17 protein-coding genes and 1 pseudogene are annotated in these 17943 nt (G+C 74.5%); 8 read left to right on the top strand and 10 right to left on the bottom strand.

Features of this window, described 5'->3' with window-relative positions; genetic code table 11:
* Together ACIA8Q_RS25575 and ACIA8Q_RS25570 are read left to right on the top strand one after the other, a co-directional pair.
* Positions 1–319 (top strand): annotated as a pseudogene (locus ACIA8Q_RS25575) (hypothetical protein); the annotation flags it as partial.
* A 261-nt stretch (positions 320–580) separates the two neighbouring features.
* Positions 581–2020 (top strand): PHB depolymerase family esterase, encoded by a 1440-nt coding sequence (locus ACIA8Q_RS25570; protein ID WP_360213733.1) that lies wholly within the window; start codon positions 581–583, stop codon positions 2018–2020.
* Here ACIA8Q_RS25570 and mca read toward each other — a convergent pair.
* Complete coding sequence (gene mca, locus ACIA8Q_RS25565; protein ID WP_360213731.1) at positions 1990–2946, bottom strand: mycothiol conjugate amidase Mca; 957 nt, start codon at positions 2944–2946, stop codon at positions 1990–1992. The two genes, ACIA8Q_RS25570 and mca, sit on opposite strands and share 31 nt — an antisense overlap.
* Before the next feature lie 169 nt (positions 2947–3115).
* Here mca and ACIA8Q_RS25560 point away from each other — a divergent pair, with 169 nt between their 5' ends.
* The 3 genes from ACIA8Q_RS25560 (at position 3116) to ACIA8Q_RS25550 (ending at position 5785) form a co-directional block, all read left to right on the top strand.
* On the top strand, positions 3116–3856 hold the full coding sequence (locus ACIA8Q_RS25560; protein WP_360213729.1) for a TetR family transcriptional regulator: 741 nt from the start codon (positions 3116–3118) through the stop codon (positions 3854–3856).
* A 98-nt stretch (positions 3857–3954) separates the two neighbouring features.
* Positions 3955–4635 (top strand): DUF6445 family protein, encoded by a 681-nt coding sequence (locus ACIA8Q_RS25555; protein ID WP_360213727.1) that lies wholly within the window; start codon positions 3955–3957, stop codon positions 4633–4635.
* Positions 4636–4666: 31 nt separating this feature from the next.
* On the top strand, positions 4667–5785 hold the full coding sequence (locus tag ACIA8Q_RS25550; protein WP_396317731.1) for an NAD(P)-dependent oxidoreductase: 1119 nt from the start codon (positions 4667–4669) through the stop codon (positions 5783–5785).
* Positions 5786–5811: 26 nt separating this feature from the next.
* Here the strand turns inward: ACIA8Q_RS25550 and ACIA8Q_RS25545 are convergent, their stop codons facing one another.
* The gene (locus ACIA8Q_RS25545) at positions 5812–6183 is read right to left on the bottom strand and encodes a hypothetical protein (RefSeq protein WP_396317730.1); all 372 of its coding nucleotides are present in this window, start codon (positions 6181–6183) and stop codon (positions 5812–5814) included.
* Between the two features lie 259 nt (positions 6184–6442).
* On the opposite strand from ACIA8Q_RS25545, the gene murQ reads away from it, so the two are divergent.
* Positions 6443–7348 carry an N-acetylmuramic acid 6-phosphate etherase gene (gene murQ / locus ACIA8Q_RS25540; RefSeq protein WP_360213721.1) on the top strand — a complete coding sequence of 302 codons (906 nt, stop codon included), beginning with the start codon at positions 6443–6445 and terminating at the stop codon, positions 7346–7348.
* A 63-nt stretch (positions 7349–7411) separates the two neighbouring features.
* Here the strand turns inward: murQ and ACIA8Q_RS25535 are convergent, their stop codons facing one another.
* Positions 7412–7618 (bottom strand): hypothetical protein, encoded by a 207-nt coding sequence (locus ACIA8Q_RS25535; protein WP_360213719.1) that lies wholly within the window; start codon positions 7616–7618, stop codon positions 7412–7414.
* 408 nt (positions 7619–8026) lie between these two features.
* Here ACIA8Q_RS25535 and ACIA8Q_RS25530 point away from each other — a divergent pair, with 408 nt between their 5' ends.
* Both ACIA8Q_RS25530 and ACIA8Q_RS25525 read left to right on the top strand, forming a co-directional pair.
* Complete coding sequence (locus ACIA8Q_RS25530) at positions 8027–9484, top strand: hypothetical protein (RefSeq protein ID WP_360213717.1); 1458 nt, start codon at positions 8027–8029, stop codon at positions 9482–9484.
* Positions 9485–9824: 340 nt separating this feature from the next.
* A complete protein-coding gene (locus tag ACIA8Q_RS25525) occupies positions 9825–10394 on the top strand; it encodes a hypothetical protein (protein WP_387904190.1) in 570 nt (189 codons plus the stop codon).
* Between the two features lie 123 nt (positions 10395–10517).
* On the opposite strand, the gene ACIA8Q_RS25520 is transcribed toward ACIA8Q_RS25525, so the two are convergent.
* The 7 genes from ACIA8Q_RS25520 to ACIA8Q_RS25490 form a co-directional block, all read right to left on the bottom strand.
* A complete protein-coding gene (locus tag ACIA8Q_RS25520; protein ID WP_360213713.1) occupies positions 10518–11147 on the bottom strand; it encodes a glyoxalase in 630 nt (209 codons plus the stop codon).
* 5 nt (positions 11148–11152) lie between these two features.
* The gene (locus ACIA8Q_RS25515; RefSeq protein ID WP_360213711.1) at positions 11153–11617 is read right to left on the bottom strand and encodes a helix-turn-helix transcriptional regulator; all 465 of its coding nucleotides are present in this window, start codon (positions 11615–11617) and stop codon (positions 11153–11155) included.
* Between the two features lie 90 nt (positions 11618–11707).
* Positions 11708–12118: a VOC family protein gene (locus ACIA8Q_RS25510; protein ID WP_360213709.1), complete on the bottom strand. Its 411-nt coding sequence runs from the start codon at positions 12116–12118 to the stop codon at positions 11708–11710.
* Between the two features lie 347 nt (positions 12119–12465).
* Complete coding sequence (locus ACIA8Q_RS25505; RefSeq protein WP_396317729.1) at positions 12466–14637, bottom strand: hypothetical protein; 2172 nt, start codon at positions 14635–14637, stop codon at positions 12466–12468.
* Positions 14638–14760: 123 nt separating this feature from the next.
* On the bottom strand, positions 14761–15768 hold the full coding sequence (gene sph, locus ACIA8Q_RS25500) for a sphingomyelin phosphodiesterase (RefSeq protein ID WP_360213705.1): 1008 nt from the start codon (positions 15766–15768) through the stop codon (positions 14761–14763).
* A gap of 239 nt (positions 15769–16007) precedes the next feature.
* Positions 16008–16691, bottom strand: coding sequence for a response regulator (locus tag ACIA8Q_RS25495; protein ID WP_396317728.1), 684 nt, complete (start codon positions 16689–16691; stop codon positions 16008–16010).
* The gene (locus ACIA8Q_RS25490) at positions 16688–17896 is read right to left on the bottom strand and encodes a sensor histidine kinase (protein WP_396317727.1); all 1209 of its coding nucleotides are present in this window, start codon (positions 17894–17896) and stop codon (positions 16688–16690) included. The genes ACIA8Q_RS25495 and ACIA8Q_RS25490 overlap by 4 nt, the downstream gene beginning before the upstream one ends.
* Between the last annotated feature and the right edge of the window lie 47 nt (positions 17897–17943).

The raw sequence follows: 17943 nt of genomic DNA, 5'->3' as shown, positions 1-17943 counted from the left end.
GATCCTGCTCAACACCGCGCGCGGCGGCATCGTGGACGAGCGGGCCCTGGCCGAGGCCCTTCGCGACCCGGCGCACCCGCTCGCGGCCGCCGCGGTCTACCACTGCGTGGTGGTCACCAACAACTTCCACGCGTTCCGCGCCGCGCTGACCGCCCGCAAGACGGGCGTCAACGGGCACGTGTTCGGGTCGCCGACCGCCGCCTACTACTGGCCGAGCGCGACGATCCGGGAGTTCGCCGCCGTCTTCCTCGCCCACAAGCTGGTCAACTTCGGCATCTGCGGCCTCCTCGCGCTCTGCGGGGTCCTCGCCGCGCTCTGAACCGGCGCCGCGGTCCCGAGTGCCGTGGCCCGGAGCACCGTGGCCCCGAGCACCGTGGCCCGGAGCACCCGAGTCCCGGGCACCGAAGTCCCGCCCGTCGCCGTCCGGAGCACCGCGGTCCGGGCCGGCCGGGTGCGGGCCATGGCGGTCGGTGCCATGACGGGGCAGTGGAGGCCGGGTGGCCGTCACATGGCGTCGCGGCGGGTGGCGCGGCACGCTGCACGGCAGCCGCTCCCACTCCTCCCCCACCCAGGAGCCACCATGCGCCTCCGACCCGTCCTCGCTGGGCTGTTGACGGCCGTCGCACTCACCGTCGGCGCCCCGGCGCCCGCCCCGGCCGGCGCCGACACCGCGAGCGGGACCTTCCAGCAGGTCACCGGCTTCGGCGCCAACCCCGGCAATCTGGCGATGTACTCCTACACCCCGGCCGGTCTGCCCACCGGCGCACCGCTGGTGGTCGCCCTGCACGGGTGCCTGCAGAGCGCCGCCGACTACTACCGCGACTCCGGTTGGACCACGTTCGCGGACCGCTACGGCTTCGCGGTCGTCTTCCCCCAGACCGGCAGCGCCAACAACAGCCTCTCCTGTTTCAGCTGGTTCGACGCCGCCAAGGACGCCCGGGGCGTCGGCGAGGCGGAGTCCGTCGCCGAGATGGTCGCCAGGGCGAAGTCCCTCTACGGCTCGGACGGCAACCGGGTGTTCGTCACCGGCCTGTCCGCCGGCGGCGGGATGGCCGCCGACCTGCTGGCCGACTACCCGGACCTGTTCGCCGGCGGGGCGATCGACTCCGGCCTGCCCGCCCGGTGCGCCACCACCCAGGCCGCCGCCTCCGGCTGCCAGAACTCCGACCAGGGGCTCACCCCGGCCCAGTGGGGTGACAGGGCCCGGGCCGGCTACCCGGGCTACTCCGGGCCGTGGCCCAGAGTCGCGATCTGGCAGGGCAGCGCCGACACCGTGGTGAAACCGGTCAACGCGACCGAGCTTCGCGACCAGTGGACGGACGTCCAGGGCGTCGGCCGACGCCCGACCGGCACCCGGAGCCTGCCGGGCGGCACCACCGAGGACGACTACGCCGACGCGGCGGGCCGGCCCGTCGTCGCGGTGTTCACCGTCGCCGGCATGGGTCACGGACTCGCCGTCGACCCCGGGTCCGCGGCGGACCAGTGCGGGGCGACGGGCGCCTACTTCCTCGACGCGATCTGCTCCAGCTACCACACCGCACGGTTCTGGGGCCTGGACGGCGGCGGACCCACCACGCCCGGCCTGCCCGCGCCGTCGGGACTGACCGCCGCCCCCGCCGGGGCGAGCTCGATCGCCCTGGCCTGGCAGGCCGTCAGCGGTGCGGCCTCCTACCGGGTCTACCGGGACGGGGCCGTCGTCGGCGGCACCACCGGTCCGTCCTTCACCGACGGCGGGCTCGCCCCCGGGACGGCGTACGGCTACGCCGTCGCCGCGGTCGACGCCGCCGGGGCGGTGGGCGCCCGCTCGGCCACCGTGACCGGAACCACCGGCGGCGGCGCACCCCCCTGCTTCACCGACGACAACTACGACCACGTGCGGGCCGGCCGGGCCACCCAGAGCGGTGGCCAGACCTACGCGCTCGGCTCGGGCCAGGGCATGGGGCTCTGGAACACCTTCGTCACCCACACGTTGCGGCAGACCGCGCCGGGCTACTTCGTGCTCGCGGACGGCCAATGCTGATCCTCCCCTCCTGAACGGATCCCCGCGAAGAGGTCGGTCTCGACCGCTCCGCCCACCGGTGGGCCCCCGACCGAGCCGGAGGGACCACGCCCGCCCCCACCGGGCAGCAGGCTCCGGGCGAGGTGGTAGTCCTCCGTCGGCCAGACCTCGCGCTCGACGTCCCGCGGGTGGGCCATGAAGGCCACCCCGGGCTCGACCTGGGTGGCGTGCGCCAGCATCGCGGCGTCCCGCACGGCGAACCGGTCGGCGCACGCTATCCGGGTGGTGGTGGCGAGGGCGGGCGGGGTGTCCGGCCAGTCGGCCAGCAGGCCGCCCATCCCGGACGGCAGGCCCCTCGCCGTCAGGGCGTCGTGGAGGGTCTGGAACCAGGCCCGGGACAGGGCCAGGTGGTAGTAGAGCTTCACCGCCTGCCAGGGCTCCCCCGCCTCCGGGTGGCGGCCCGGATCCGCGGCCGCCTCGAAGGCCTCGACCGTGACCCGGTGGGTCATCACGTGGTCCGGGTGCGGGTACCCGCCGGTCTCGTCGTAGGTGACCACCACGTGCGGACGGAACTCCCGGATCAGCGCGATCAGCGGGGCCGCCGCGACCGCCACCGGGAGGGCCGCGAAGCAGCCCTCCGGCAGCGGTTCGCCGGGCCCGGGCAGGCCGGAGTCGACGAAGCCGAGGAAGCGCTGCCGGACCCCGAGGACCTCCCGGGCCGCGGCCATCTCCTCCCGTCTGATCCTGGCGAGGTCGGCCCGGACCTCCGGGCGGTCCAGTGCCGGGTTGAGCACGGACCCGCGCTCGCCGCCGGTGCAGGTGGCGACCAGGACGTCGACCCCCTCCGCCGCGTAGCGGGCCAGGGTGGCGGCGCCCTTGCTGGACTCGTCGTCGGGGTGGGCGTGGACGGTGAGCAGGCGCAGACCGCCGGGGTGCTGGGTGAACAAGGGCCCTCCCGGGCGGTGGTCGACGGGATCGTGCGCGCCGGAACGGCGGTCGATCCCCCGGTGGACGAGCGGCCGGGCGGCCCCCCGAGGAAGAACTTAGGACGGACCCATCGAGTGGGTCAAGCCTAATTACTGTGCCCGACCCAGCGAACCGCGCTAGGCTGCCGCCATGACCGAGACCCGGGCGACCCCGAACCTGCGCGAGCTCAACAAGCGCCGCACCCGCGAGGCGATCTCGCACGCCGCGACGAGGCTCTTCATCGACCAGGGCTTCGAGCGCACCACCATCGCGGAGGTCGCGGCCGCCGCCGGGGTCGCCAAGATGACCGTCACCAACCACTTCCCGCGCAAGGAGGACCTGCTCCTCGACCTGCACGAGGAGCTGGTCGGCCGGCTCGCCCGGGCGGTCCACGAGCGGGCGCCCGGCGAGTCCGCCCTCGCCGCCCTGCGCCGCGACTGCCTGGGCGGGCTCGACCGGCACGACCCCCGGCTCGGCTTCTCCGGCCGGGCCTTCGCCCGCACCATCACCGACAGCCCGGCCCTGGTCGCCCGGCTGCGCGAGCTGCACGAGCAGGGCGAGGCCGCCCTCGCCGAGGCGCTGGCGGCGGCCGGCGCCGCCGGAAGCGGCACCGCCGACGGCGACAGCACCGGCAGCACCGGGAGTCACGCCACCGGGGCCGCCACCGACTCGACCGCGATACCGGGCGGCGCCCCGGTCGACTTCGAGAGCCGGGTCGCCGCCGGGCTGCTCGCCGCGGTCGACCGCGCGGTGTTCACCGAGGTGTTCCACCGCGTGCTGGCCGGCGAGGAGGCCGGTGCGATCGCGGCCGCGGTGCGCCCCTCCGCCGTCCGGGCCTTCGACCGCCTGGAGGGCGCCCTGGGCACCTTCGCCGTCCGCCCCGGCCCCTGACCTGCCCGGGAGCACCCGCCCGCCGCCGGTCCGCACTTGACGAAAGGTTGACCTGCTCACGGCAGAAGGTTGGTGATGCCCACCCCTATCGTCGGCCCATGCCCTCACAGCCCATCAGGCCCACCACCCTGCCGGTCCTGCCCTACCGCAAGCCCACCCGCGGCCGGGACTACTGGGTCCTGGACAACGTCCTCACGGACCCGGACGCCGTCCGCGAGCGCGTCCTGTCCCGCGGCGACTGGACCGAGGGCTATCCGCACCGCCCCGAGACCTGGCCCGGCCTGCGCACCATGCCCGGGCTGGAGCCGGACGAACTGGCCCGCGTCGAGGCACTGGTCCGCAAGGCCACCGGCGCCCCCCGGCTCTGGGTCCAGAGCACCCCGGGCGGGGGCACGCTCAACCACAACTGCGTGCAGGTGGTCGGCGCCGGGGAGTCGGAGTCCCGCCCGCACACCGACTCCCGCGCGCTCTGCCGCTACGCCGCCGTGCTCTACCTCAGCCCCGGCGCACCCAAGGACGCCGGCACCAGCTTCTACCGGCAGCAGTTCCCCGGCGGCCGGCTCGGCGGGAACCACGTCAACGCCCCGCACAACAACCTGGTGGAGGCGCTCGGTACCCGGCACGTGCCCGCCGACCACTTCACCGAGGACGTCCGCGTCCCCAACCGGTACAACCAGCTGCTCCTCTACCACGCCAACCTGATCCACAGCGCGACCACCTACTACGGCACCGAGCTGCCGGAACGGCGGATGACGGCCGTCTTCTTCTGGATGGCCTGACGGCGCCCGACCGCACGCCGGAGCCCGCCCGATGACCCGACCGCACGTCCTGCTGCTGGACGCCGCCCCCGGAGAACTGCTGCACCGCGAGCTGGAGCGCCTGCTCGGCCACGGCCTCGACGTCACCCTCAACCTGCGCCGGGTCGACGACCGGGCGGGCGCCCATGCGGCCTGGGGCGGCCGGGTCGGGTTCACCGACCTCGACGCCTTCGACGAGGCCGCCCTGGTCGAGGAGTTCCGGCGCGGCGCCGGCTACCACGCCGTCAAGTCGCGCGGCGGTGTGCCCCTGCGCGCCGCCGTCCTCGCCGCGGCGACCGACCCGGGCCGGCCCGCCCGCCTGCGGGTGATCGGCCGGGCCGGGGCCGGTACCGACCACGTCGACCTCGCCGCCGCGGCCCGGCACGGCGTCACCGTCACCCACACCCCCGGCTCCAACGCCGCCGCCGTGGCCGAGTTCGCACTCGCCCAGCTCCTCACCCTCATCCGCGGCCTCCCCGCCCATGACCGGGCCGCCCACCAGGGCCGCTGGGGCGCCCCCACCACCCCACCGCGCGAACTCTCGGAGCTCACCCTCGGCATCGTCGGCCTCGGTCGCACCGGCCGGGCACTCGCAGCCCGGGCCGGCGCACTCGGCATGGCCGTGCAGGCCCACTCCCGCCGACCGCCAGTCCCGCCGGTGCGGTCGGCCGCCTCCCTGGACGCCCTCCTCGCCGGCAGCTACGTCGTGTCGTTGCACGTGCCACTCACCCCGCAGACCCGCGGCCTGCTCGGCCGCCGCGAACTCGCCCTCCTGCGGCCGGGATCGATCCTGCTCAACACCGCGCGCGGCGGCATCGTGGACGAGCGGGCCCTGGCCGAGGCCCTTCGCGACCCGGCGCACCCGCTCGCGGCCGCCGCGGTCGACACCTTCGAACGGGAACACGCCGCGTTCGACTCCCCGCTCCTCGGGCTGCCGAACGCCCTGCTCACCCCGCACGTCGCCGGGATGACCCGGACGGCGATGGCCGAGGCCGCCGTCCGCTGCGCCGACCACCTCGCCGCACTCCTCTACGGCCGACCGGAGGGCATCCCGGTGGCCACCCCTTCGGCCACCCCTTCGCTCGCACCTTCGGCCACCCCGGCCGCGCCTCCGGCGCAGGCCGACAGCTGAAGCAGCCCACCCGCAGCCACGGACGGTCAGAGAGACGGCGGTGGCGTCCAGCCGAGACCGCTCCGGTCGACCTGGCGAAGGATCCAGGCCCGCCGCTCGGGACCGCTGACGTTCCAGACGTGACTCATCGGTCGCTCGGTCAACGCCCGCTCACGCGGGCTGCAGAGGTCCCCCAACCGCCGCCGCCGGCGTGTTCCGGAAGCCGCCAGCAGCTCGGTGCAGAACTTCGCCCAGGCGTCGATCTCATCGACGACCTCGGCGGCAGGTCCTTCGTCCGGGTGCCGGCCTGCACGAACGGCGAGCGAACGGATCTCGAACAGGGCTTCCCCCGCAAGACGGGCCGCGAGCTCCCTGTCCTCGTTGCCCGCCGCCCGCAGGCGCCATCGCGACATCAGCATGCGCGGAGTCTGCCACGAGGCCACCCGCCGGCCGGCGAGCGCACCTCCGCTGCAGGAGGACCACCGGGCAACGTGCCACCGGTGGGAAGCCTGAGCAGTCCTCACCCATGCGGGGGAGGCCGGTGGAGGCATCGACCAGCACCCATCGCGGGCGTCCTCGTCCGGGGGCGCCCGGTGGGGAGCGGGCGACGAGCCGGCCGCCCTCCTCCCGGGTGCCGGGCCGGATTGGCCGTCGTCGCCCCCGGGGACGCTGGCAGGCATGAACCAGAACGCCGTGCCGCCCACCGAGACGATCCGCGCCGACTGGGCCGGGATCGACCGGCTGCCGACCGTGGACCTGCTACGCCTGATGAACACCGAGGACCGGACCGTCCCCGCCGCGGTGGCCGGGGAGCTGGACCGGATCGCCGCCGTGGTGGACGCGGCGGCGGCCCGCATGGCGGACGGCGGGCGGCTCGTGTACGCGGGGGCGGGGTCGGCCGGGCGGCTCGGGGTGCTGGACGCCGCCGAGTGCCCACCGACCTTCGGCACCGAACCGGCCCTGGTGGTCGGGCTGGTCGCCGGCGGGCCGGCCGCCGTGACCGCGGCGGTCGAGGGCGCCGAGGACCGCCCGGAGCTGGCGGAGGCCGATCTGGCCGGGCTCGGCCTGACCCCCGCCGACACCGTGGTGGGCGTATCCGCCTCCGGTCGCACGCCGTACGCGGTCGCGGCCGTACGCACCGCGCGGGCGGCCGGGGCGCTGACCGTCGGTCTGGCCTGCAACCGGGGCTCGGCACTGGTGGCGGCGGCGGAGCTGGGGATCGAGGTCGAGGTCGGCCCGGAGGTCCTGGCCGGATCGACCCGGCTGAAGGCCGGCACCGCGCAGAAGCTCGTGCTCAACATGCTGTCGACCGCGGTGATGGTCCGTCTGGGCCGGACGTACGGCAATCTGATGGTCGACGTCCGCGCCACCAACGCCAAGCTCCGCGAGCGGGCCCACCGGATCGTCACCGAGGCCACCGGCGCCGACGAGGCGGCGGTCCGGCGCGCGCTCGCCGCCACCGGAGGCCGCGCCAAGGACGCGATCCTGGTCCTGCTCGCGGACGTCGACGCCCCGACCGCCGCCCGACGCCTCACCGCCTCCGGCGGGCGGCTGCGCGAGGCCCTGCACGCGCACCGCCCCTGAGCGTGCTCCAGGAGGCGGGACGGAGCCCGGGCCCGCGGTGCGAGGAGGTCCGCGACCCGGCCGTCAGGACACCAGCCCGAGAGTCACGCCCACCGCGCCGAGTGCGGCTTGACACGCTCCGATGCGCTTCATCGTCCGCAGCGTCACATCGGCGCCGCGGTACTGGTGGTTGATCAGCTGCCACCACTTGGCGGCATGACGGACGTCGAAGGCGGTGGCGAGCCCGTTGAGGGCGAGCGCCGCCCCGGGGACGATCAACTCGGTGGTCACAGCGCGAGCATAGGGCTGCGCCCGACGGGCTCTCCTCACCCGCTGCCGGCTCCGGATCCGCCGTCCGCCGTCCGCCGTCTCGCGCGATCTCGGCACGGAAGCCCTCGATCAGGACGCGCAGTCAGCCCTCCCCGGATCCCGGCGAGGACCGCGCCCCTCGCCGGATCCCACCCTGGACCCCGCACCGTGAGCCGCGCCCCGTGAACCCCGCCGGCAGCAGGGCGCGCACCTGCCCCGCCCGCCCGCTCCCCGCCCGGTGACGCGAATCCGCCGCTGCCGCCGCCGCACCCGTTGACCGCGGACGCCGGCGACGGTTGGCTCGGCCGGAGCCGGCCATCCAGTCGGCCGCCGGTGCGCCCGACGGGGAGGTCGACGCGAGCCGGCGCGATCCCAGGGGAGGGACGACAGATGACCCGAACGACCTCCGTGCCGCGCCTGCTGCGCGCGGCCTGCGTCCTGGCGGCGGCCGCACTGGCCGCCGTCACCGCCGCGACGCCCGCCGGGGCCGACCCGTCCCGCGGCCGCACCGAGCGGGTGTCGGTCGGTTTCGGCCAGTCCGCGCCCGGTGGCGCCGCCCAGCCCGACGGCGCCTCGTACGCCGCCGGGCTGAGCGCCGACGGCCGCTTCGCCGTCTTCACGTCGGAGGCCACCAACCTGGTGCCGGGCGACTCCAACGGCAAGTCCGACGTCTTCGTCCGCGACGCGTGGAGCGGCCGCACCGAGCGGGTCAACACCGGCCCGGGCGGGGCGCAGGCCGGCGACCACTCCTACGACGCCGCGATCAGCGGCGACGGCCGCTACGTGGCGTTCAGCTCCTACGCGACCAACCTCGCCCCCGGCGGGAACCTCGGCTTCGAGGACGTCTACGTCCACGACCGCTGGACCGGGAGCACCGAGCTGGTCTCCACCGGCCACGGCCCGGCGGTGCCGCAGACCGACCGCCAGTCCGGCCACCCGTCGATCAGCTGGGACGGCCGGTACGTCGCCTACCAGTCCAACCGCTCCGACCTGGCGCCCGGCACCGTCACCTGGACCGGCGGCAACATCTACGTCACCGACCGCTGGACCGGCCGGACCAGGGTGGTCAGCCTCGGCGCGGACGGCGCCGAGGCGAACGCCTCCTCCGCAGAACCGGTGATCAGCGCCGACGGCGGATCGGTCGGCTTCGTCTCCAAGGCGACCAACATCATCGGCCAGGGCCGGCCCGGCGCCCTCGCCGCCGAGGCCACCGCCCGGCTCGACGCCGTCTCCGACGAGGAGTTCGTCCGCGACTCCTTCCGGCACGACCGGGGGGCGGCGATCCTGAAGCCGCGCCTCTACCCCCTGTACGTGCGCGACCTCCGCGCCGAGCAGACCGTCCTGGCCAGCCCCGACGGCGCGGGCGGCTACCGGGGCGCGGCCCGGCCCGCGCTCGGCGCGGACGGCCGGTACGCCGTCTTCTCCACCCTGGTCAACGACGGTGGCGACCCCTGGGCGCGCCACTACGAGGTCTATGCGCGCGACCTGAAGCGCGGCACCGAGACCCTCGTCAGCGCCGGGCTCCCCGGCACGACGACCACCGCCGACTCCCTCGGCGCGCAGATCACCGCGGACGCCCACTGGGTCTACTTCGGCTCCGCCGCGGAGAACCTGGTGCCCGGCGACACCAACAACACCCGGGACGTCTTCCGGCGCGACCTCTGGACGGGCCGCACCGAGCGGGTCAGCGTGGCGGGCGACGGCTCGCAGACCGCAGGCGCCTCGGACGACCCCTTCGTCGACGCCCTCGGCACCACGGTGCTGTTCACCTCGGAGGACGGCACGCTCGCCCCGGGCGACACCAACGGCGTGACGGACGTCTTCCTGCGCCGGCTCTCGCTGTTCTGACGCCGCTCGGCGCTCACCGGACGCCGGACGCCGCCCCGCCCGCACCGGGTGGGGCGGCGTCCGGCGTCCGTCCTCACCACCCGTCGGGACCGGCGCCACCCACCCGTTCACCGCCCGTCGAGCCGCGCGCCACCCGGCCGACCGCCGCCCGTCCACCCGGGCCGACCGGCGCCGCGTGGGCACCGCACTGCCCTGCCCCGTCAAGCCAAGAACACCCAAAGGATCATTGACTGACGCTTGGTCAAATATTCACCACTTCCGGTCTACCCGCATAGACCGACCGGTGATGGCATGGACACACCGCTTGGCCGACCGAGCCGAGCCCCTTCAGGGAGCCCCCATGCCTCGCCCCCACCGTCTCGCCCCCGCCCTGGCCACCGCCGTGCTCGCCGCGGCCGCCCTCGCCACCGGCGGCACCGCGCACGCCGCCCCCGCGGCCCACACCGCCGGACGCGCCGCCACGGCCGCCACCTGCTCGCAGGCCTACCTGCCGCTGCCCGACCCGGCCTGTACGCCCGGCGCCACCAACCCCGACGTCACCCAGGACACGATCGACGACACCATCTGCGTCGGCGGCTACAGCACCTCGATCCGCCCCTCGACCAGTTACACCAACCGGCTGAAGGTCCAGCAGATCGCCCAGTACGGCTACGCCGACACCAGCACCGCCGACTACGAGGAGGACCACTTCATCCCGCTGTCGCTCGGCGGCCACCCGACCGACCCGCGCAACCTGTGGCCCGAGCCGCACTACGCCACCGGCTCCGGCGACGGGACGTCCCTCGACAAGGACTCCGTCGAGTACAAGCTCTACCGGGCCGTCTGCAACCACCAGGTGGACCTGGTGCCCGCCCAGCGGGCGATCGCCACCGACTGGACCACCGCCCTGTCCGTCCTCGGCCTCGCCTGAGCCGCGCGGCGGCCCGCTCCTACGGCCCCGCGCCACTCCGAAGCCCCCGGCCGGTGCCGGTCCCGGCCCGGTGCACCGCACCGGGCCGGGTGGCCCGACGACCGGAGGGACGGCGGTCGCACCTCAGGACGCGGCCGCGAGGGAGGCGGCGGGCTGCCAGGCGAACCCGTCGGGGTCGGTGAACGACGTGCCGGAGCTGCCGATCACGAGGCCGTGCGGCCCGTCGCCCTCCGGGGAGACGCCCGCGTCCTTGGCGAGCGCGCGACGCCGGTACAGCGCGAGCTTGACCGCGCCCCCGCCGCCGTCGAACTCCACGTACATCTTGCTGAAGCTCTTCGCGACGGTGAGCCCCTGCTCGACGTAGAAGCGCTTGCTCGCGCCCACGTCCGCGACGCCGATCAGGATCACGAACTGGTCGATCTTCCGGGTGACCGGGCCGGTGTCCTTCTTGGCCGAGGTCGCGATCTTCCAGATCGCCCCGTCCGGGGCCTGGAGGACGGCGCCGTAGCCCCAGAGGGACTTCGCGGCGGGCTTCAGGGCGGTGGCGCCGTTCTCCAGGGCGGAGCCGACGAGGCTGTCGACGTCGCCCGGCTGGGCCACCGTGAGCGAGAGCGTGAACCCACGGTAACCGTCGGTCGGGGCCTGGATGCCCTGTACCCGCAGCTGCGCGTCCAGGCCGAAGGCGGTGGTGTAGAAGTGCTTGGCGGCCGTGGGGTCGGCGGCCTCGAGGATGATGCTTTCGATGGAGGTCATGTCCATCAAGCTAGTTGCAGCCCGCTGACCGGCGCTTCTCGATTCCTGACCGGTCTCGCCGACTGCGCGGGCAGCCGTACCGGCCCCTGCGCCGCGCCGCCCGACGTGCGTCGGAGGTAGGCGCCGGGGGACATCCCGACCAGCTCGGTGAAGCGCGCGCTGAAGCTGGCCGGCGACGAGCAGCCGACCGCGGAGCAGACCTCGGTGACGCTGAGCTCACCACGCCGCAGCAACGCCGCGGCACGCTCGATCCGGCGCGCCATCAGGTACCCGTACGGCGATTCGCCGTACGCGAGCCGGAACGCGCTGCTCAGGTTCCCGGTCGACATCCCGGCGCCTCGGGCGAGCGCCTCGACGTCCAGGGGCTGTGCGTACTCCCGATCGATCCGGTCACGGACGCGGCGCAGCAGCGCCAGGTCGTTCAGGCGCTGCGCCGCGGCGCGGGCGCGCCCCCACCCGGGGTGACACATGACAGAACTCCTCTCGTCGACGTCGACACGTGCCTGGGGTGACTTCCTGCTCGGCGGCGGGGTGCCCGCCGGTCCGCGCCGGTGTCGGGCTCAGCGCACCTCCTGGATCCGGATCATGTTGCCGGCGGGGTCGCGGAACGCGCAGTCGCGGACCCCGTAGGGCTGGTCGGTCGGCTCCTGGACCACCTCGGCCCGGCTGGCCCGCACCTTCTCGAAGGTGGCGTCGAGGTCGGGGGTGGCCAGCTGGATCCAGCCGTAGGTGCCCTTGGCCATCATCTCGGCGATGGTGCGGCGCTCGTCCTCGGTGATCCCGGGGTCGGCGGCCGGCGGCGCCAGCAGGACGGACGTGCCGGGCTGGTTGACGGGGCCGACGGTGATCCACCGCATCCTGCCGTGTCCGACGTCGCTGCGGACCTCGAACCCCAGGGTGTCGCGGTAGAAGAGCAGCGACGCGTCGGGGTCGTCGTGCGGGAGGACGGTCGTGAAGATGGTGATGTCCATACTGCCCATGCTAGGGGCAGCCGCGGGGCGGGCGCTTCTCCGCGTCTGCCCGTTTCGGCACCGTTCTCCGGCCACCGAGGGGCCGTGCCGTGCCACCCCGGCCGCGGCGTCAAGTGGCCGACGGGCCCGGGCCGGTGGACTGACCGGCGGGAGCCCGCGGCCGGCGCGCCAGCCGTGCTCGTCCGGCCGGAACACACCGGCCATCCGGAACACACCCGGAACGACGACGCCGGGGGTGCCGTGGCGGCACCCCCGGCGTGCGTCGAGGGCGAGGAAAGCGAACGGACTAGTTCAAGTGGAGTGAGAAGGAAGCCCGTTCATGGCCTCACCGAGGTCCACCGTAGCAGTCAGGCGGGGATCAGGTCGCGCAGGTTTTCCGGCGTGACCACCACGGAGTCGGGGTGCAGCCCCTCCGGCCGCGCCAGACCGACGTAGGTGACGGGGCCGGGCGGCACCGCCCCGCCGTCCCAGAGCGTGGTGGCCGCGGCCTGCTCGCCCAGCAGGCCCGCGAGATGACGGACCGTCAGGAAATCCCGTTCGACGATGCCGCGCAGCAGTGTGGCCACCGACACCCGGTTCCCCTCGACCTGGTTGGCGCTCGGGGTGCCCCGGAGGTACAGGTGCAGCCACTTGGCGTGCCAGCGGCCGTCCCCGTCGCGCAGGAACGCCAGCGGCAGCGCGACCCGGCCCGGGCCGCGCAACTCCGACTTCATCCGGACGGTGCGCGCCTCGAACGGCATGCCCTGCTGCTCGGACTCCCGCAGCATGAAGCCGAAGAAGGACTCCTCGACCTCCTCGAAGCCCTCACCGTCGTAGATGTTGACCTGCGGCACGATGAAGGAGCCGCGCACTGCGCCCAGGCGCAGGTTGATGAACTCCGAGGCGCCGTGGGTGGCGTCCGTGATGTCGCCGGAGTGCTCGCCCTCGACCTGGGTGAGCGTGGTGTAGGACAGCCAGCAGACCGTCCGGTAGGCGCCGTCCAGCATCAGCGCGGACAGGTCGAAGTCGGTGCTCTTCCTGGTCTGCTTCCAGTACACGAAGAACCGCAGCAGCTCGCCGTCGACCGGGGAGAGCGAGCCGCGCGGCAGCACGCCGAGGCCGCCGGTCGTCGCCCGGCCGCTGAGCGGCAGCGCGACGTCGAGGACGGCGGGGTCGACGAGCAGGTGCCCCGGGGCGGGCAGCCGGCGGCCGGTCTCCGCGTCCAGCGCCTCGATCAGCCGCCTGCGCTCGGGCTCGGGCAGCGGCACGCGGGTGTCCGCGGCGGCCCAGGCGCGGCCGAGCCGGTTCACGAAGAGCCGGCGCCCGTCCGTCGCCCCGGTGCGGTTCTGCAGGTGTTCCCGGAGCGAGAGGAGGACCCGGCCGGAGACCTGCGGGGCGGCCCGCTCGACGGCGGCGACCACGGCGTCCCGCTCGTCCCGGGTGCGGCAGGCCCGCAGCAGGTGGTCCAGGGCGCGGAACAGCCGGCCGGGGGCGGCGGCCAGCAGTCGCACCGCTCCGGTGACGTCGCCCGCGCCGAGCAGCTCCTGGACCAGGCTGTCGAGGGAGCGGGCCGCCCGCTCGCCCCGGGCGACGGCGAACACCTCGGCGGCGTGCGGCCAGCGCGGGTGCTCGTGCGGGTGCAGGCGCTCGCCGAGCCGCTTGAACGCCTCGCGGTGCGCGGTGACGTCGGCGAGCTTGGCGGGTGCCGCGGCGACCACCGCGTCCAGGCCGGCCAGCAGCGCGCGGCGGACGGGGCGGGGCATCGACCGGAACCTGGTCGGCTCGACCAGGGTGACGTCGCCCCCGGACAGCGCGCAGGCCAGCCGGAGCACGTCGGTGACGGTGTCCAGCAGGAGGTCCGCGCCGGCGTCGAGGCGCACGCGGTTGACGACGGCGCGGTTCTCCCGCACCGGTATCTCCGCGGGCTGCGGCCCGGCGACGCAGTGCCCGGCGAGCACGCCGAGGTCGCGCAGGTGCTCCTCGCCGAGCGGGCTGGCGCTGCCGGCCAGGGCCAGGTAGAGCGCCGCCACCTCGTCGTCCGGGGCGCCGCCGAGGTGCAGGACCGTCAGCCGGTCGCCGGCGGCGGCGATCAGCTCGTCGTGGGCGGCGAGCACGTCGGCGTACGCGTGCCCGTAGACGCCGTACCCGGGGAGGGTCAGCAGGTCGACCGTGCCGGTGCTCAGTTGCGCGAGCACGCCCTCGCGTGACGCGTGGTCGTCGAGCGCGCCGACGATGCACCGCATCCAGAAGTCGAGGGTGTCCGGCACGTGGCGCGGGAAGTCGACGAAGTAGACGTTGTGCGCGACGTGGTCGCCCACCATGGCGCGGACGGTCGCCAGGGTGCGCACGGCGGTCTCGCGGACGGCCTCCTCGGCCGTCCCGGACAGCCGTTCCAGCAGCTCCGCCGACAGCTTGAAGCCCACGGACATCAGTGCGGAGTCGAACTGCCGCGCCGCGGCGGCACCTTCGCCCGCCGGGCCGGGCGGCACCGGGACGCGGTGCGTGTGACGGAGGACCATGGCCTCCAGGAGCTGGGACATCCCGGCATGGTCCCAGACCGGCGCGGGCCGCCGCACCCCGGTTTCCCGCACCCGCGCCCGGACCCTGACGCGGCGGGGGCGAGGACGCGGACAGGGCGAGCGCGCGGACGGCCCGCGCCCGGCTCAGTGCGCGGCGAGCGGGTAGTGGTCGGAGAGGTCGGTGTAGGTGTAGCTCTTGCCCCAGCTGCTCACCGTCCACGGCGCGCTGTGGGTGCGCACGACCTGGTTGGTGTACTGCTGCGGCCGGGCGTGGTCGGCCCGGTAGAGCACGTAGTCCAGGTCCTCCTTGGGCTCGCCCGGGTAGCGGTAGGCGGCGATGGAGTTGTCCGCGGTGTCGAAGGAGTACGGCCAGCCGGTGCGGGCGGAGGCCGGGGCGAGGTTCCCGTTGTCGAGCAGGGCCTGGTACTCGGAGCCGTGCGAGTCGATGTTGAGGTCGCCGGCGAGCAGCACCGGCTCGTCCGCCGGGATCCGCTTCGCGTCCAGGAAGTCCCGCATGGCGGTGAGCTGCTTGGCCCGGACGTCGGCCGGCTGGCCGCTGGAGCAGCCGGAGTCGGTGGACTGCAGGTGGGTGCCGACCACGTGGGTGCGCAGCCCGTTGACGTTCAGCACGGCGTAGACGAAGCCCTTGTTGGACCACCAGTCGGATCCGCAGGCGTCCTTGAAGACGTACTGCTCCTTGCGCAGGATCGGCCACTTGCTGAGCAGCGTGACACCGCCGTCCTCGGGGGTGGTGGAGCTGTAGCTGCCGGAGGTGGCGTCCCATCCGCCGGTGGAGCGGCCCACCACGGGCGTGTGGTACGGGTACGCGGCCGAGGCCCCGGCGGTCAGCGCGTCGGAGGCCGCGTTGTCGAAGGCCTCCTCGAGCACGACCACGTCGTGGCCCTGGAAGAAGTCCGCGGCGGCGATCGCCTGGGCGCGGTGGTCCTGACCCCAGTTCGGGTAGAGGGACTTGCTCATCAGGAACACGTTGTACGTGAGGACGTCCAGGGCGGGCGCGGTGACCGGGGCGCTCTCGGCCGCCACGCCGGTGGCGGCCGTGGCGGGGGCGGCGGCGACGGTGCCGAGCACGGCGGCGGCCGCGCAGACCGCGGCGGCCTTGCGGGTGGCGTGGCGGACGGACGACAGGGGCATCGGGGCTCCGTGACAGGTGACGTGAACGCGACGGACGGCGGAATGTCGTCCATCCAACGTCGCCGCCCGCACACCGCACAAGACGTCGGGCGAGCATTCGGTGAACGCACCCGGAACAATGCGCTCGCGCCGTCCTGAACGGGCTGGTCAGCGTGCTGGTGGGACGGTGGCGTGAGCGGACCCGTGGTCGCGGTCGTTCTTCCGGTCCGGCCCCTGTCGTCCGCCCCTGCCGTCCGCCCCTACCGTCGGCGCGGCACGAGTCCGGTGTCGAAGGCGATGATCGCCAGGTGGACGCGGTCCCGGGCTTCGAGCTTGGCGAACAGCCGCGCGACATGGGTCTTCGCGGTCGCCGCGCTGATCACCAGCCGCTCGGCTATCTCGGTGTTCGACAGTCCCTGTCCGACCAGTGCCAGCACCTCGCGCTCCCGGTCGGTGATCCCCGCGAGGGGACTCGGGTCCACGGCGGGCCCGGCGTCCGGTCCGGGGGCCGCGGGGCCGGACGTTCCGGCGAAGTCCGCGATCAGCCGTCTGGTCACGCTCGGCGCGATCAGCGCGTCGCCCGCGGCCACCACGCGGATCGCTTCCAGGATCGCGTCCAGGGCCATGCTCTTGAGCAGGAATCCGCTGGCCCCGGCGCGCAGTGCGCCGTAGACGTACTCGTCGTGGTCGAAGGTCGTCAGCACCAGGACCTTGGGCGGGTCCGGCTCGGCGGTCGCCTGCCGGGTCGCCTCGATCCCGTCCACGCCCGGCATCCGGATGTCCATCACCACGACGTCCGGCCGCAGTTCGCGCACCAGGCGCACCGCCTCGCGGCCGTCGCCGGCCTGGCCGACCACCTCCAGGTCGTCGGTGTCGCCGATCAGGATCCCGAGCCCGACCAGCATCAGCGGCTGGTCGTCGACCAGCAGTACCCGCACGCTCATGCCGGGAGCCTCGCCGTCACCCGGAACCCGCCCTCCGGGCGCTGGCCGGCGCTGAACTGGCCGGACAGCAGCGTCACCCGTTCGCGCATGCCGAGCAGGCCGAAGCCGCTCCCGCCGGCCGCGGAGGGCCTCGGACGGCCCGGCCCCCCGAGACCGTCGTCCCCGTCGTCCACCACCTCGATCGTCACCCCTTCCGGCTCGTAGCCGACCGCGACCCGGCACATCCGCGCCCTGGAATGCCGCACCACGTTCGTCACCGACTCCTGGATGATCCGGAACGCCGACAGTTCGATCTCCGGCGGCAGTTGACGCCGCTCACCCCGCCAGGTCACCTGAACCCGCACCCCGGCGCCGGCCGTGCGTTCGGCGAGCTGCGGGACGTCGGCCAGGCTGCCGGCCGGCGTCAGCGGAGCGGCCTGCGGCGTGGCGTCGTCCGGCTCGGCGCGGCGGAGCGCCCCGAGCATGCGCTGCAGCTCCAGCAGCGTCTCCCGGCTGGTGGTCTCGATGCCGGTCAGCGCCTGCCGCGTCTGCTCGGGCTTGGTCTCCACGACCCGTGCCGCCGCTCCCGACAGCACCGTGATGATCCCGATGCTGTGCGCGACGCTGTCGTGCAGCTCGCGGGCGATCCGCAGCCGCTCGGCCATGACGACGCGGGCCGCGGTCTGCTCCTGCAGGGCTTCGAGGTATTCACCGCGTTTGCGGTAGACCCCGCCGAAGACCCACGCGACGGCGAACCACAACGCGAACTGCCCGGCCCACTGGGACGCGTCGCCGACGGTCTGCTCGCGGCCGTGGAGACAGTTGAGGAACGCGGCCGCGACGGCCGCGACGGAGCCGACGGCGGCAGCCTTCGGCCGCCGGACGGCGAGGTACCAGCCCAGGCCGACGAGCAGGACGAACACGATCAGGGGCCGCGCGCCGAAGAGATCGCCGAGGACCGCTTCGCCCAGGACCGCGGCGAAGACCGCCGCCGGCAGACGGCGCACCAGAAGCACCGGCAGGGCGAGCACGACGCAGAGACCGAGCATCTGGAAGGGCTCGATGTCGGGGAACCGGAACAGGCCGTCGTAGTGCGCCCAGTCGGTGGGCAGCATCGTCAGGGCGAGGATCAGCGCGTACAGGCATGCGGTGGCCAGCACCGCGGCCTGCGACATCAGCCAGGTCACGCGCTTCGATGTCGACAGACGCTGGAGAAGCTGTTCCATGCGGAGATCGTATTCAGTGGCCCCGGCTCCTCGCGTCGCCCCGGGGA

The sequence above is a fragment of the Kitasatospora sp. NPDC051705 genome, assembly GCF_044453265.1.
Lineage (GTDB): Bacteria > Actinomycetota > Actinomycetes > Streptomycetales > Streptomycetaceae > Kitasatospora.
The sequence above is the reverse complement of the archived record's forward strand: the minus strand, read 5'-3'. Positions and strand labels throughout refer to the sequence as shown.

Coding starts and splice junctions, on each gene's coding strand:
- ACIA8Q_RS25570 (WP_360213733.1), top strand. CDS start 581: ATGCGCCTCCGACCCGTCCTCGCTGGGCTGTTGACGGCCGTCGCACTC.
- ACIA8Q_RS25560 (WP_360213729.1), top strand. CDS start 3,116: ATGACCGAGACCCGGGCGACCCCGAACCTGCGCGAGCTCAACAAGCGC.
- ACIA8Q_RS25555 (WP_360213727.1), top strand. CDS start 3,955: ATGCCCTCACAGCCCATCAGGCCCACCACCCTGCCGGTCCTGCCCTAC.
- ACIA8Q_RS25550 (WP_396317731.1), top strand. CDS start 4,667: ATGACCCGACCGCACGTCCTGCTGCTGGACGCCGCCCCCGGAGAACTG.
- ACIA8Q_RS25545 (WP_396317730.1), bottom strand. CDS start 6,183: ATGCTGATGTCGCGATGGCGCCTGCGGGCGGCGGGCAACGAGGACAGG.
- murQ (WP_360213721.1), top strand. CDS start 6,443: ATGAACCAGAACGCCGTGCCGCCCACCGAGACGATCCGCGCCGACTGG.
- ACIA8Q_RS25530 (WP_360213717.1), top strand. CDS start 8,027: ATGACCCGAACGACCTCCGTGCCGCGCCTGCTGCGCGCGGCCTGCGTC.
- ACIA8Q_RS25525 (WP_387904190.1), top strand. CDS start 9,825: ATGCCTCGCCCCCACCGTCTCGCCCCCGCCCTGGCCACCGCCGTGCTC.
- ACIA8Q_RS25520 (WP_360213713.1), bottom strand. CDS start 11,147: ATGACCTCCATCGAAAGCATCATCCTCGAGGCCGCCGACCCCACGGCC.
- ACIA8Q_RS25515 (WP_360213711.1), bottom strand. CDS start 11,617: ATGTGTCACCCCGGGTGGGGGCGCGCCCGCGCCGCGGCGCAGCGCCTG.
- ACIA8Q_RS25510 (WP_360213709.1), bottom strand. CDS start 12,118: ATGGACATCACCATCTTCACGACCGTCCTCCCGCACGACGACCCCGAC.
- ACIA8Q_RS25505 (WP_396317729.1), bottom strand. CDS start 14,637: ATGTCCCAGCTCCTGGAGGCCATGGTCCTCCGTCACACGCACCGCGTC.
- sph (WP_360213705.1), bottom strand. CDS start 15,768: ATGCCCCTGTCGTCCGTCCGCCACGCCACCCGCAAGGCCGCCGCGGTC.
- ACIA8Q_RS25495 (WP_396317728.1), bottom strand. CDS start 16,691: ATGAGCGTGCGGGTACTGCTGGTCGACGACCAGCCGCTGATGCTGGTC.
- ACIA8Q_RS25490 (WP_396317727.1), bottom strand. CDS start 17,896: ATGGAACAGCTTCTCCAGCGTCTGTCGACATCGAAGCGCGTGACCTGG.